At 56.0% G+C, this 14,258-nt stretch carries 10 protein-coding genes and 4 tRNA genes; all 14 read right to left on the reverse strand.

Annotated elements, in window-relative coordinates:
* Positions 1–87: 87 nt before the first annotated feature.
* On the reverse strand, positions 88–4,287 hold the full coding sequence (gene rpoC, locus ACZZZ4_RS05940) for a DNA-directed RNA polymerase subunit beta' (protein ID WP_016772940.1): 4,200 nt from the start codon (positions 4,285–4,287) through the stop codon (positions 88–90).
* A gap of 64 nt (positions 4,288–4,351) precedes the next feature.
* Complete coding sequence (rpoB, locus tag ACZZZ4_RS05945; protein ID WP_016772939.1) at positions 4,352–8,425, reverse strand: DNA-directed RNA polymerase subunit beta; 4,074 nt, start codon at positions 8,423–8,425, stop codon at positions 4,352–4,354.
* A 221-nt stretch (positions 8,426–8,646) separates the two neighbouring features.
* Positions 8,647–9,012, reverse strand: coding sequence for a 50S ribosomal protein L7/L12 (gene rplL, locus ACZZZ4_RS05950; RefSeq protein WP_007962228.1), 366 nt, complete (start codon positions 9,010–9,012; stop codon positions 8,647–8,649).
* 73 nt (positions 9,013–9,085) lie between these two features.
* Positions 9,086–9,586: a 50S ribosomal protein L10 gene (gene rplJ / locus ACZZZ4_RS05955; RefSeq protein WP_008081912.1), complete on the reverse strand. Its 501-nt coding sequence runs from the start codon at positions 9,584–9,586 to the stop codon at positions 9,086–9,088.
* Between the two features lie 198 nt (positions 9,587–9,784).
* Positions 9,785–10,480 carry a 50S ribosomal protein L1 gene (gene rplA, locus ACZZZ4_RS05960; protein ID WP_024014523.1) on the reverse strand — a complete coding sequence of 232 codons (696 nt, stop codon included), beginning with the start codon at positions 10,478–10,480 and terminating at the stop codon, positions 9,785–9,787.
* A complete protein-coding gene (gene rplK, locus ACZZZ4_RS05965) occupies positions 10,480–10,911 on the reverse strand; it encodes a 50S ribosomal protein L11 (protein ID WP_003176435.1) in 432 nt (143 codons plus the stop codon). Before rplK ends, rplA begins: the two co-directional genes overlap by 1 nt.
* A 118-nt stretch (positions 10,912–11,029) precedes the next feature.
* On the reverse strand, positions 11,030–11,563 hold the full coding sequence (gene nusG / locus ACZZZ4_RS05970; protein WP_007957598.1) for a transcription termination/antitermination protein NusG: 534 nt from the start codon (positions 11,561–11,563) through the stop codon (positions 11,030–11,032).
* 9 nt (positions 11,564–11,572) lie between these two features.
* Positions 11,573–11,941 carry a preprotein translocase subunit SecE gene (secE, locus tag ACZZZ4_RS05975; RefSeq protein ID WP_016772937.1) on the reverse strand — a complete coding sequence of 123 codons (369 nt, stop codon included), beginning with the start codon at positions 11,939–11,941 and terminating at the stop codon, positions 11,573–11,575.
* 45 nt (positions 11,942–11,986) lie between these two features.
* A tRNA-Trp gene (locus ACZZZ4_RS05980) sits at positions 11,987–12,062 on the reverse strand.
* 53 nt (positions 12,063–12,115) lie between these two features.
* Entirely contained in the window at positions 12,116–13,309 is a 1,194-nt protein-coding gene (gene tuf / locus ACZZZ4_RS05985; RefSeq protein ID WP_024014521.1) for an elongation factor Tu, read from the reverse strand.
* 85 nt (positions 13,310–13,394) lie between these two features.
* Positions 13,395–13,470 (reverse strand) — tRNA-Thr (locus ACZZZ4_RS05990).
* Between the two features lie 27 nt (positions 13,471–13,497).
* Positions 13,498–13,571, reverse strand: a tRNA-Gly gene (locus ACZZZ4_RS05995).
* Between the two features lie 25 nt (positions 13,572–13,596).
* Positions 13,597–13,681, reverse strand: a tRNA-Tyr gene (locus ACZZZ4_RS06000).
* A 142-nt stretch (positions 13,682–13,823) separates the two neighbouring features.
* Positions 13,824–14,255 carry a hypothetical protein gene (locus tag ACZZZ4_RS06005; RefSeq protein WP_039764221.1) on the reverse strand — a complete coding sequence of 144 codons (432 nt, stop codon included), beginning with the start codon at positions 14,253–14,255 and terminating at the stop codon, positions 13,824–13,826.
* Between the last annotated feature and the right edge of the window lie 3 nt (positions 14,256–14,258).

Raw genomic sequence — 14,258 nt, forward strand, 5'->3', positions numbered from 1 at the left:
CCGACCTCCCCGTCCATCGAACCTTGACTTGATGTCTCGATTCGACGAACGGAGCGATCAGGGCCTCACGCTCGTTTATCGCAGAACTCAGTTACCGCTCGAGTTCAGCGCTTCGGTCAGTGCAGCTTCCACTTCACTGGCGCTTACGCGCAACGGCTTGTCGGCATCACGGCGACGCTTGCGCTCGCTGTGATAGGCAAGACCGGTACCGGCCGGGATCAGACGACCCACGACTACGTTTTCTTTCAGGCCGCGCAGGTAATCGCGCTTGCCGGTGACTGCCGCTTCGGTCAGTACGCGGGTGGTTTCCTGGAAGGAAGCCGCCGAGATGAACGATTCGGTGGACAGCGACGCCTTGGTGATACCCAGCAGAACGCGAGTGAACTTGGAGACAAACTTGTCTTCCGCACTCAGACGCTCGTTCTCTACCAGAACGTGAGTCAGTTCCATCTGGTCGCCCTTGATGAAGCTGGAATCGCCGGACTCGGAGATCTCAACTTTACGCAGCATCTGACGCAGGATGGTCTCGATGTGCTTGTCGTTGATCTTCACGCCTTGCAGACGATAAACGTCCTGGATCTCGTTGACGATGTACTTGGCGAGCGCGCTTACACCCAGCAGACGCAGGATGTCGTGCGGATCGCTTGGACCGTCGGAGATAACTTCGCCGCGGTTTACCTGCTCGCCTTCGAAGACGTTCAGGTGACGCCACTTCGGAATCAGCTCCTCGTACGGATCGCTACCGTCGTTCGGGGTAATGACCAGACGGCGCTTGCCCTTGGTCTCTTTACCGAACGCGATGGTGCCGCTGACTTCAGCCAGAATCGACGCTTCTTTCGGACGACGGGCTTCGAACAGGTCGGCAACACGCGGCAGACCACCGGTGATGTCACGGGTCTTCGAAGTTTCCTGCGGGATACGAGCGATAACATCACCGATCGCAATCTTCGCACCGTCAGCCACACCGACCAAGGCGTTGGCTGGCAGGAAGTACTGAGCGATAACGTCAGTGCCTGGCAGCAACAGATCCTTGCCGTTGTCGTCGACCATCTTAACTGCTGGGCGGATTTCCTTACCGGCAGCTGGACGATCTTTCGCATCGAGTACTTCAATGTTGGTCATACCGGTCAATTCGTCAGTCTGACGCTTGATCGTGATGCCTTCTTCCATGCCCACGTAGGTCACGGTACCTTTCATTTCGGTAACGATCGGGTGAGTGTGTGGATCCCACTTGGCCACGATTGCGCCAGCGTCGACCTTGTCACCTTCCTTAACCGAAATCACAGCACCGTACGGCAGCTTGTAACGCTCGCGCTCACGACCGAAGTCGTCCGCGATTGCCAGCTCACCGGAACGGGACACAGCAACCAGGTGGCCATCCACTCGCTCAACGTGCTTCAGGTTGTGCAGACGGACGGTACCGCCATTTTTCACCTGAACGCTGTCAGCTGCGGAAGTACGGCTTGCCGCACCACCGATGTGGAACGTACGCATGGTCAGCTGGGTACCCGGCTCACCGATGGACTGGGCAGCGATAACGCCGACCGCTTCACCGATGTTCACCTGGTGACCACGAGCCAGATCACGGCCGTAGCACTTGGCGCAGATGCCGTAGCGGGTTTCGCAGCTGATCGGCGAACGCACGATCACTTCGTCGATGCTGTTCAGCTCGATGAACTCGACCCACTTCTCGTCAACCAGAGTGCCGGCAGGAACGATAACGTCCTCGGTACCCGGCTTGAATACGTCACGGGCAATGACACGACCCAATACGCGCTCACCCAACGGCTCTACAACGTCGCCGCCTTCAATGTGCGGAGTCATCAGCAGACCGTGTTCGGTGCCGCAATCGATCTCGGTTACTACGAGATCCTGCGCCACATCTACCAGACGACGAGTCAGGTAACCGGAGTTAGCGGTTTTCAACGCGGTATCCGCCAGACCTTTACGAGCACCGTGAGTCGAGATGAAGTACTGAAGTACGCTCAGACCTTCACGGAAGTTCGCAGTAATTGGCGTTTCAATGATGGAACCGTCCGGCTTGGCCATCAGACCACGCATACCGGCCAGCTGACGAATCTGTGCTGCGGAACCCCGCGCACCCGAGTCGGCCATCATGTACATCGAGTTGAAAGACTCTTGATCAACTTCGTCGCCGTGACGGTCGATGACTTTCTCTTTCGAGAGGTTGGCCATCATCGCCTTGGAAACTTCGTCGTTCGCCTTCGACCAGAGGTCGATCACTTTGTTGTACTTCTCGCCCTGGGTTACCAGGCCGGAGGCGTACTGGCTCTCGATCTCTTTCACTTCGTCGGTGGCTGCACCGATGATGCGGGCTTTTTCATCCGGGATAACGAAGTCGTTAACACCGATGGAAACGCCGGAGATGGTCGAGTAAGCGAAACCGGTGTACATCAACTGGTCAGCGAAGATCACGGTCTCTTTCAGACCAACCACGCGATAGCACTGGTTGATCAGCTTGGAGATCGCCTTTTTCTTCATCGGCAGGTTGACGACGTCGAACGACAGACCTTTCGGCACAACCTGGAACAGCAGCGCACGGCCGACAGTGGTGTCGACGATACGGGTACCGCTCACGCTGTTGCCGTCACGGTCGTTTACGGTTTCGTTGATACGAACCTTGACCTTGGCGTGCAGTGCGGCTTCGCCGGCACGGAACACACGGTCGACTTCCTGCAGATCCGCGAACACACGACCTTCGCCCTTGGCGTTGATCGCTTCACGGGTCATGTAGTACAGACCCAATACAACGTCCTGCGACGGAACGATGATTGGCTCACCGTTGGCTGGCGACAGAATGTTGTTGGTCGACATCATCAATGCACGCGCTTCGAGCTGGGCTTCCAGCGTCAGCGGTACGTGCACGGCCATTTGGTCGCCGTCGAAGTCGGCGTTGTACGCGGCGCAGACCAGAGGGTGCAGCTGGATAGCCTTACCTTCGATCAGTACCGGTTCAAACGCCTGGATACCCAGACGGTGAAGGGTCGGTGCACGGTTGAGCAGGACCGGGTGTTCGCGAATCACTTCAGCGAGAACGTCCCAAACCTCTGGCAGCTCGCGCTCGACCATTTTCTTGGCGGCTTTGATGGTGGTCGCCAGACCGCGCATTTCGAGCTTGCCGAAAATGAACGGCTTGAACAGCTCGAGAGCCATCTTCTTCGGCAGACCGCACTGGTGCAGACGCAGGGTCGGGCCTACGGTAATTACCGAACGACCGGAGTAGTCAACACGCTTACCGAGCAAGTTCTGACGGAAACGACCTTGCTTACCCTTGATCATGTCAGCCAGGGATTTCAGAGGACGCTTGTTGGAACCTGTGATAGCGCGGCCACGACGACCGTTGTCGAGCAGTGCATCGACCGCTTCCTGCAACATACGCTTTTCGTTGCGCACGATGATGTCCGGAGCGGACAGATCCAGCAGACGCTTCAAACGGTTGTTACGGTTGATCACTCGACGATACAGATCGTTGAGGTCGGAGGTCGCGAAACGACCGCCATCCAGCGGGACCAGTGGACGCAGATCTGGCGGCAGAACCGGCAGAACGGTCAGCACCATCCACTCTGGCAGGTTGCCGGAACCCTGGAAGGCTTCCATCAACTTCAGACGCTTGGACAGCTTCTTGATCTTGGTTTCCGAGTTGGTTTGCGGAATCTCTTCGCGCAGACGGCCAATCTCGTGTTCCAGGTCGATAGCGTGCAGCAGTTCACGGACAGCTTCGGCACCCATGCGGGCGTCGAAATCGTCACCGAACTCTTCCAGCGCTTCGAAGTACTGCTCGTCGTTCAGCAGCTGACCTTTTTCAAGGGTGGTCATGCCTGGATCGATAACGACATAGCTCTCGAAGTAGAGAACGCGTTCGATATCACGCAGGGTCATGTCCATCAGCAGGCCGATACGCGACGGCAGCGATTTCAGGAACCAGATGTGGGCAACCGGCGAAGCCAGTTCGATGTGCGCCATGCGCTCACGACGAACCTTGGCCAGTGCAACTTCAACGCCGCACTTCTCGCAGATCACACCACGGTGCTTCAAGCGCTTGTACTTACCGCACAGGCACTCGTAATCCTTTACCGGGCCAAAGATCTTGGCGCAGAACAGGCCGTCACGCTCAGGTTTGAACGTACGGTAGTTGATGGTTTCCGGCTTTTTAACTTCACCGAACGACCACGAACGGATCATCTCCGGCGAGGCCAATCCGATACGGATGGCGTCGAACTCTTCGACTTGACCCTGGTTTTTCAGCAAATTCAGTAGGTCTTTCAAGGCCTTTCCTCCTGGCGGAGCAGAGAGCGGGCAATCCTGCCCCGCTCTCGATTCGCGTCACGTGTTATTCGGTTTCCAGATCGATATCGATGCCGAGGGAACGAATTTCCTTGATCAACACGTTGAAGGACTCGGGCATGCCCGGCTCCATACGGTGATCGCCATCCACGATGTTCTTGTACATCTTGGTACGGCCGTTCACATCGTCCGACTTCACTGTGAGCATTTCTTGCAGAGTGTAAGCAGCACCGTATGCTTCCAGTGCCCAGACCTCCATCTCCCCGAAACGCTGACCACCGAACTGCGCCTTACCACCCAGCGGCTGCTGGGTAACCAGGCTGTAAGAACCGGTAGAACGCGCGTGCATCTTGTCGTCTACCAAGTGGTTCAGCTTCAGCATGTACATGTAGCCAACGGTAACTGGACGCTCGAACTTGTTGCCGGTACGGCCGTCGGTCAGCTGCATCTGGCCGCTTTCCGGCAGGTCTGCCAATTTCAGCATGGCCTTGATTTCGCTTTCCTTGGCGCCGTCGAACACTGGGGTGGCCATTGGAACGCCGCCACGCAGGTTGTTCGCCAGATCGAGGATTTCCTGATCGGAGAAGCTGTCCAGATCTTCGTTACGACCGCCGATCTGGTTGTAGATCTCGTCCAGGAAGGTGCGCAGTTCAGCGACTTTACGCTGCTCTTCGACCATCCGGTTGATCTTCTCGCCCAGACCTTTGGCCGCGAGGCCCAGGTGGGTTTCGAGGATCTGACCAACGTTCATACGCGAAGGTACGCCCAGCGGGTTGAGGACCACGTCGACCGGGGTGCCATTGGCATCGTGCGGCATGTCTTCAACCGGCATGATCACGGAGACCACACCCTTGTTACCGTGACGACCGGCCATCTTGTCGCCCGGCTGGATGCGGCGACGGATTGCCAGGTAAACCTTGACGATTTTCAGCACGCCTGGAGCCAGGTCATCGCCCTGCTGCAGTTTGCGCTTCTTGTCTTCGAACTTGTCGTCCAGCAGACGGCGACGGTCAACAATGTAGGCCTGAGCTTTCTCGAGCTGCTCGTTCAGAGCATCTTCAGCCATGCGCAGTTTGAACCACTGGCCGTGCTCAAGACCGTCGAGGACTTCGTCGGTGATGTCCTGACCTTTCTTCAGGCCGGCGCCGCCTTCGGCCTTGTGGCCTACCAGTGCGGAACGCAGACGCTCGAAAGTCGCGCCTTCAACGATGCGGAACTCTTCGTTCAGATCCTTGCGGATCTCGTCCAGCTGGGACTTCTCGATCGACAGTGCGCGCGCATCACGCTCAACGCCGTCACGGGTGAAGACCTGTACGTCGATGACAGTACCTTTGGTGCCGGTTGGCACGCGCAGGGAAGTGTCTTTAACGTCGCTGGCTTTTTCACCGAAGATTGCACGCAGCAGTTTCTCTTCCGGAGTCAGTTGGGTCTCGCCTTTCGGAGTGACCTTACCCACCAGGATGTCGCCTGCGCCTACTTCAGCACCTACGTAAACGATACCGGCTTCGTCCAGCTTGTTCAGTGCAGCTTCACCCACGTTCGGGATGTCCGCAGTGATTTCCTCTGGGCCAAGCTTGGTGTCACGGGCCACACAGGTCAGTTCCTGAATGTGGATCGTGGTGAAACGGTCTTCCTGAACCACACGCTCGGACAGGCAGATGGAGTCTTCGAAGTTGAAGCCGTTCCATGCCATGAACGCGATACGCATGTTCTGACCCAGTGCCAGTTCACCCATGTCGGTGGACGGGCCGTCGGCCATGATGTCGCTACGCTGAACGCGATCGCCTTTACGCACCAGCGGACGCTGGTTGATGCAGGTGTTCTGGTTCGAGCGGGTGTACTTGGTCAGGTTGTAGATGTCGACACCGGCTTCACCGGTTTCAACTTCGTCATCGGCAACACGAACAACGATACGGCTGGCATCGACGGAATCGATCACGCCACCACGACGAGCCACGACGCAAACGCCAGAGTCACGGGCTACGTTACGCTCCATGCCGGTACCTACCAGCGGCTTGTCAGCGCGCAAAGTCGGTACAGCCTGACGCTGCATGTTCGAACCCATCAACGCACGGTTGGCGTCGTCGTGCTCGAGGAACGGAATCAGCGACGCTGCAACCGAGACAACCTGCTTCGGCGAAACGTCCATCAGGGTGACGTCTTCCGGCGCCTTGACGGTGAATTCGTTCAGGTGACGTACGGCAACCAGTTCGTCGATCAGGACTTTCTGCTCGTTCATGGTCGCCGAAGCCTGCGCGATCACGTGATCGGCTTCTTCAATAGCGGACAGGAACACGATCTCGTCGGTGACCACACCCTCTTTCACCACGCGGTACGGGCTTTCCAGGAAGCCGTACTGGTTGGTGCGAGCGTACGCAGCCAGGGAGTTGATCAGACCGATGTTCGGACCTTCCGGCGTTTCAATCGGGCAGACACGACCGTAGTGAGTCGGGTGTACGTCACGGACTTCAAAGCCTGCGCGCTCACGAGTCAGACCACCAGGGCCGAGTGCAGAGACACGACGCTTGTGGGTGATCTCGGACAGCGGGTTGTTCTGGTCCATGAACTGCGACAGCTGGCTGGAACCGAAGAACTCTTTCACCGCCGCAGCCACTGGCTTGGCGTTGATCAGGTCTTGCGGCATCAGGCCTTCGCTTTCAGCCATCGACAGACGCTCTTTGACCGCACGCTCAACACGTACCAGGCCAACGCGGAACTGGTTCTCGGCCATTTCGCCTACGCAGCGAACACGACGGTTACCCAGGTGGTCGATGTCATCGACGATGCCTTTACCGTTACGGATGTCGACCAGAGTCTTCAGTACCGCGACGATGTCTTCCTTGCACAGCACGCCCGAACCTTCGATCTCGGTACGACCGATACGACGGTTGAACTTCATCCGGCCGACCGCAGACAGGTCATAACGCTCAGGGCTGAAGAACAGGTTGTTGAACAGGGTTTCGGCAGCGTCTTTGGTTGGCGGCTCGCCTGGACGCATCATGCGATAGATCTCGACCAGCGCTTCCAATTGGTTGCTGGTGGAGTCGATCTTCAGCGTGTCGGAGACGAAAGGACCGCAGTCGATGTCGTTGGTGTACAGGGTCTCGATGCGAACGACCTGAGCCTTGGCGATTTTTGCCAGGACTTCAGTGTTCAGCTCGGTGTTGCATTCGGCCAGGATTTCGCCGGTAGCCGGGTGCACGATAGCCTTGGCGGTGGTGCGGCCGAGGACGTAGTCCAGTGGCACATCCAGCGTCTTGATACCGGCTTTTTCGATCTGGTTGATGTGGCGCGCGGTAATACGGCGGCCTTGCTCAACAATGACCTTGCCCTTCTCGTCCTGGATGTCCAGAACCGCAACTTCACCACGCAGACGCGATGGCACCAGTTCCAGGCTGAGGGTTTCGCCGCTCAGGTGGAATACGTTGGTGGTGTAGAACGCGTCCAGCACTTCTTCGGTGGTGTAACCGAGCGCGCGCAGCAGTACCGAGGCCGGCAGCTTGCGACGACGGTCGATACGCACGAAGACGCAATCTTTCGGGTCGAATTCGAAGTCCAGCCACGAACCGCGGTAAGGAATGATGCGAGCCGAGTACAGCAGTTTGCCGGAGCTGTGCGTCTTGCCGCGGTCGTGGTCGAAGAACACGCCCGGGGAACGGTGCAGCTGGGAAACGATAACACGCTCGGTACCGTTGATTACGAAGGTACCGTTCTCAGTCATCAGGGGGATTTCACCCATGTAGACTTCTTGCTCTTTGATGTCCTTGATCGCTTTGTTCGACGATTCTTTGTCGAAAATGATCAGGCGCACTTTTACCCGCAAAGGTACGGCGAAAGTTACACCGCGCAATACGCATTCTTTGACATCAAATGCCGGTTCGCCCAGGCGATAACCGACGTACTCCAGCGCAGCATTGCCGGAGTAGCTGATGATCGGGAAAACGGATTTGAAGGCCGCATGCAGGCCCACGTCGCGGAACTGATCTTTAGTCGCTCCCGCTTGCAAGAATTCACGATACGAATCCAGCTGGATGGCCAGGAGGTAAGGCACATCCATGACGTCCGGCAACTTGCTAAAGTCCTTGCGGATACGTTTTTTCTCAGTATATGAGTAAGCCATCAGCGTTCCCCAGCTTGGTCACCTGCTTGTTTGGCCCCTCCCGACGGGAGCAGCCAGAAAATCGTGCAAACCCCATGGTTTGCGCCACCGCATCGGGTGGTTACAGCGCCTTTATCAGCACCGACCCAGTCGGCTGCCAATAACGGAAAAAGGCCGGTGGCAAGAGCCACCAGCCATCAGCCTGTCGCTTGACGCTCGGGCTGGAGGAGCAAAGTCGATGCTTACTTCAGCTCGACTTTAGCGCCTGCTTCTTCCAGCTTCTTCTTGGCGTCTTCAGCCGCTTCTTTCGAAACGCCTTCAGCTACAACCTGAGGAGCGCCGTCTACTTTCTCTTTGGCTTCTTTCAGGCCCAGACCGGTCAGTTCACGAACTGCCTTGATCACGTTAACCTTCTTCTCGCCAGCTTCCAGCAGAACAACGTTGAACTCGGTTTGCTCTTCAACAGCAGCAGCAGCTACAGCTGGGCCAGCCGAAGCGGCAGCAGCGGTAACACCGAAGGTTTCTTCCATCGCTTTGATCAGCTCAACGATTTCCACTACGGATTTCTGGCCGATTGCTTCGATGATTTGTTCGTTAGTCAGAGACATGACTCAATTCCTGAATTGGGGGACGGCCTACGCGACCATCGAAATAAACAAAAAACGCGAGAAGTGACGAGCCTCAGGCTGCGGCAGCTTCTTTCTGGTCGCGAATTGCCGCCAGAGTACGAGCCAATTTGCTGGTAGCGCCTTGAATCACGCTCATCAGCTGGGAAATTGCTTCGTCACGGGTCGGCAGAGTTGCCAGTACGTCGATCTGATTAGCTGCGAGGAACTTGCCCTCGAACGCAGCTGCCTTGATCTCGAACTTGTCCTGACCCTTGGCAAACTCTTTGAAGATACGGGCAGCAGCGCCCGGATGTTCGTTCGAGAATGCAATCAGGGTCGGGCCGGTGAACACGTCGTTGAGGACACTGTATTGAGTGTCAGCAACGGCGCGCTTGAGCAGGGTGTTACGTACAACACGTACGTAAACGCCAGCTTCACGAGCCTCTTTACGGAGTCCGGTCATTGCGCCTACTGTTACGCCACGTGCATCAACCACGACAGCGGACAGAGCGACTTTGGCAGCCTCGTTGACTTCAGCGACGATGGCCTTCTTGTCTTCGAGATTAATTGCCACGGGTTTAACTCCTGCTTGTTACCGTTTCATTCGATCGGAACCGAATGTCGTTTTGGTGTCTGATTCGGTAAGGAACCGGGAGCACCATCTGCGTAGGCTTGAGGTTTAAGGCTTGCGCCGCCTACGGTCTTGGATAGCCCCCGCCAGGCAGGGACCCCAATCTTTCAATTGGCGCGGCAATCCGCGCCAACCTTTGTCTTACGCGTCGAGCGAGCTCTGATCGATAACCAGACCTGGGCCCATGGTAGTGCTCAGGGTAACGCGCTTGACGTAAATGCCTTTCGAGGAAGCTGGCTTGATACGCTTCAGATCAGCGATCAGGGCCTCAACGTTTTCCTTCAGCTTGACGGCGTCGAAGCCGATCTTGCCAACGGAAGTGTGGATGATGCCGTTTTTGTCGGTGCGATAACGAACCTGACCAGCCTTGGCGTTCTTGACCGCGTTGGCTACGTCTGGAGTCACGGTGCCGACTTTCGGGTTAGGCATCAGACCACGTGGACCGAGGATCTGACCCAACTGACCTACAACGCGCATGGCATCCGGGGATGCGATCACTACGTCATAGTTCAGATCGCCGCCTTTCATTTCGGCAGCCAGGTCGTCCATACCTACACGGTCAGCGCCGGCAGCCAGAGCGGCCTCAGCAGCTGGACCCTGGGTGAACACAGCAACGCGAACGGTCTTGCCAGTGCCGTGTGGCAGCACAGTAGCGCTACGAACAACCTGGTCGGATTTACGCGGGTCTACACCCAGGTTTACAGCAACGTCGAACGACTCGCTGAACTTGACAGTCGACAGCTCGGCCAGCAAAGCAGCGGCGTCTACAATGTTGTAGGCCTTGCCTGCTTCGATTTTGCCGGCGATAGCCTTTTGACGCTTGGTCAGCTTAGCCATTACACACCCTCCACGTTAAGGCCCATGCTACGAGCAGAACCGGCGATAGTACGCACGGCTGCATCCATATCAGCTGCAGTCAGATCCGCGTTTTTGGTTTTCGCGATTTCTTCCAGCTGAGCACGGGTAACGGTGCCAACCTTAACGGTGTTCGGACGAGCGGAACCGCTGGTCAGACCGGCCGCCTTCTTCAGCAGAACCGAAGCAGGGGTGGATTTGGTTTCGAAAGTGAAGCTACGGTCGCTGTAGACAGTGATGATCACTGGAGTCGGCAGACCTGGCTCAAGACCCTGAGTACGGGCGTTGAAAGCCTTGCAGAATTCCATGATGTTCACGCCGTGCTGACCCAGAGCAGGACCAACCGGTGGACTTGGGTTAGCCTGAGCGGCCTTCACTTGCAGCTTGATGTAAGCGGTAATCTTCTTGGCCATGAGGCACTCCAATTACGGGTTCGAACGCCTCGAAAGGCTCCCCGGTTACTTGCGCGTTTATCCCAGTGACGACAAAACCCCACAGCCTAAGGCTGCGGGGTTGGGATTGCTTGTCCAGTTAGACCTTCTCGACCTGACTGAACTCGAGCTCCACCGGAGTAGAGCGACCGAAAATGAGCACTGCCACTTGGATCCGGCTCTTTTCGTAGTTAACTTCTTCCACAACGCCATTGAAATCAGCGAATGGACCGTCATTGACACGTACCGTCTCGCCTGGCTCGAACAACGTCTTCGGCTTCGGCTTGTCGCTACCGTCAGCAACGCGACGCAGAATCGCTTCTGCCTCTTTATCGGTAATTGGCGCAGGCTTGTCAGCGGTACCGCCGATGAAACCCATCACTCGAGGAGTATCCTTGACCAAGTGCCAGGTACCCTCGTTCATATCCATCTGGACCAGCACATAGCCCGGGAAGAACTTGCGCTCGCTTTTGCGCTTCTGGCCGTTACGCATTTCAACCACTTCTTCAGTGGGAACCAGAATCTCGCCGAAGCCATCTTCCATGCCAGCCAGCTTTACGCGCTCGATCAGCGAGCGCATCACATGCTTCTCGTAACCCGAGTAAGCATGCACAACATACCAACGCTTAGCCACGGGACACCCTTAGCCGACAATCAAGGAAACAAGCCAGCCGAGCAGGGAATCAAGACCCCACAACAGCAACGCCATAACCAGAACAACAGCCACGACAATCAGCGTGGTCTGCGTGGTTTCTTGGCGAGTTGGCCACACGACTTTACGAATCTCGGTGCGAGCTTCCTTAACCAGCACAAAGAAAGACTTGCCCTTCGCAGTCTGCAGGCCTACAAAGGCAGCTACAGCAGCAATGGCAAGCAAAGCGAGTACACGGTACAGGATCGGCGAAGCAGCGTAATACTGATTGCCAACAACGCCAACAACTACCAAAGCGACTACTACAAGCCACTTGAGCAGATCGAAGCGAGAGCCTTGAGCTTCAGCTTTAGGAGTCATCTATGAAGATCCTGTGAAAAGAAAGCCAGACACACCAAGTGAATCTGGCAGGTCAGGAGGGAATCGAACCCCCAACCTACGGTTTTGGAGACCGTCGCTCTGCCAATTGAGCTACTGACCTAAAACAAAATCAGGCCGACCATTATGCCGGCCCGAAAAATACATTACAACCGCTTATTCGATGATTTTGGCTACGACGCCAGCGCCGACGGTACGACCGCCTTCACGGATAGCGAAACGCAGACCGTCTTCCATCGCGATGGTTTTGATCAGGGTAACAGTCATCTGAATGTTGTCACCTGGCATTACCATTTCAACGCCTTCTGGCAGCTCGCAGTTACCAGTCACGTCAGTAGTACGGAAGTAGAACTGTGGACGGTAGCCTTTGAAGAACGGAGTGTGACGACCGCCTTCTTCCTTGCTCAGAACGTAAACTTCTGCGGTGAACTTGGTGTGCGGCTTGACCGAACCTGGCTTGACCAGAACCTGGCCACGCTCAACGTCGTCACGCTTGGTACCGCGCAGCAGAACGCCGCAGTTCTCGCCAGCACGACCTTCGTCGAGCAGTTTGCGGAACATCTCAACACCGGTGCAGGTGGTGGTGGTGGTGTCACGCAGACCAACGATTTCCAGCGCGTCCTGAACGCGAACGATACCGCGCTCGATACGACCAGTCACAACAGTACCGCGACCCGAGATCGAGAACACGTCTTCGATTGGCATCAGGAATGGCTTGTCGATCATACGAACTGGTTCTGGGATGTAGGTATCCAGAGTTTCAACCAGTTTACGAACGGCAGTGGTGCCCATTTCGTTGTCGTCTTTGCCTTCCAGCGCCATACGAGCCGAACCGATGATGATCGGAGTGTCGTCGCCCGGGAAGTCGTAGGTCGACAGCAGGTCACGAACTTCCATCTCAACCAGTTCCAGCAGCTCAGCGTCGTCTACCAGATCAGCCTTGTTCAGGAAAACCACGATGTACGGAACGCCTACCTGACGGGACAGCAGGATGTGCTCACGGGTTTGCGGCATCGGACCATCAGCGGCCGAGCAAACCAGGATCGCGCCGTCCATCTGAGCAGCACCGGTGATCATGTTCTTCACGTAGTCAGCGTGACCTGGGCAGTCAACGTGAGCGTAGTGACGAATAGTCGAGTTGTACTCAACGTGAGCGGTGTTGATGGTGATACCGCGAGCTTTTTCTTCTGGTGCGCTGTCGATCTTGTCGAATTCAACGACGGCCGAACCGAAAACTTCGGAGCAGACGCGAGTCAGAGCAGCAGTCAGAGTGGTTTTACCGTGGTCAACGTGACCAATGGTCCCAACGTTGACGTGGGGCAGGGAACGATCAAATTTTTCCTTAGCCATCGATATCACCCTCTACAGAAGAAATTAGACAAACAATATCAACCATTAAAACAAAGGCAGATATTTTCATATCTGCCTTGTTATATGGAGCTCTTGAGCGGATTTGAACCGCTGACCTCACCCTTACCAAGGGTGTGCTCTACCAACTGAGCTACAAGAGCAAAACCCTTTTGCACAACCTGCAAACTTGGAGCGGGTAGCGGGAATCGAACCCGCATCATCAGCTTGGAAGGCTGAGGTTCTACCACTAAACTATACCCGCGGAGCCTGCAGCTCACGCTTAAATCTGGTGGAGGGAGAAGGATTCGAACCTTCGAAGTCGTAGACGTCAGATTTACAGTCTGATCCCTTTGGCCGCTCGGGAACCCCTCCTAATCAGGCCGGCATTCTATATCATGCCAAACCCCTGTCAAGCATTTTCTCATTTAAAAACCTGAGGTTAGCTGCGTTGACACACTTCACACTGAATGCCGATTAAGGTGTTCGCTGTGGAGCGGGCGCCATTCTATGCAAACTATTGAGTGGGTGCAACCCCTTCACACAGCATTATTTTATGTTTTAACTCATTGAATTCCTTGGAAAGGTTTTGCAACTGTTGATCGCCCAACAAACGCTGGCCGTCCGGAGCAACCGCCAGCCAATAACCGCTCCCGGCAGCATCTTTCGGCACGGATTGCACACTGACCCTCATCGTCCCCAGACGCTGCTGCAACTTGGCAATTGAATCCTCATCAGAAAACCCACCAAGAAACAGGCACTGTTGACGCGCAGCACCCTCCATCCTGCGCCCATCACCGGCTGTTTCACTAAGCAAACGAATATCCTGCTGCGAACCGCGATACAGGTTCAGAGGCGTTACGTCTTTGGCTCGCAAGGGCGCCTCCTGCTGATGCCAGACATAATAGAAACCGTTGAGAACTACGAGGAGCAGGAACAACCAACGCATATA

The sequence above is a fragment of the Pseudomonas sp. AC252 genome (assembly GCF_979258105.1).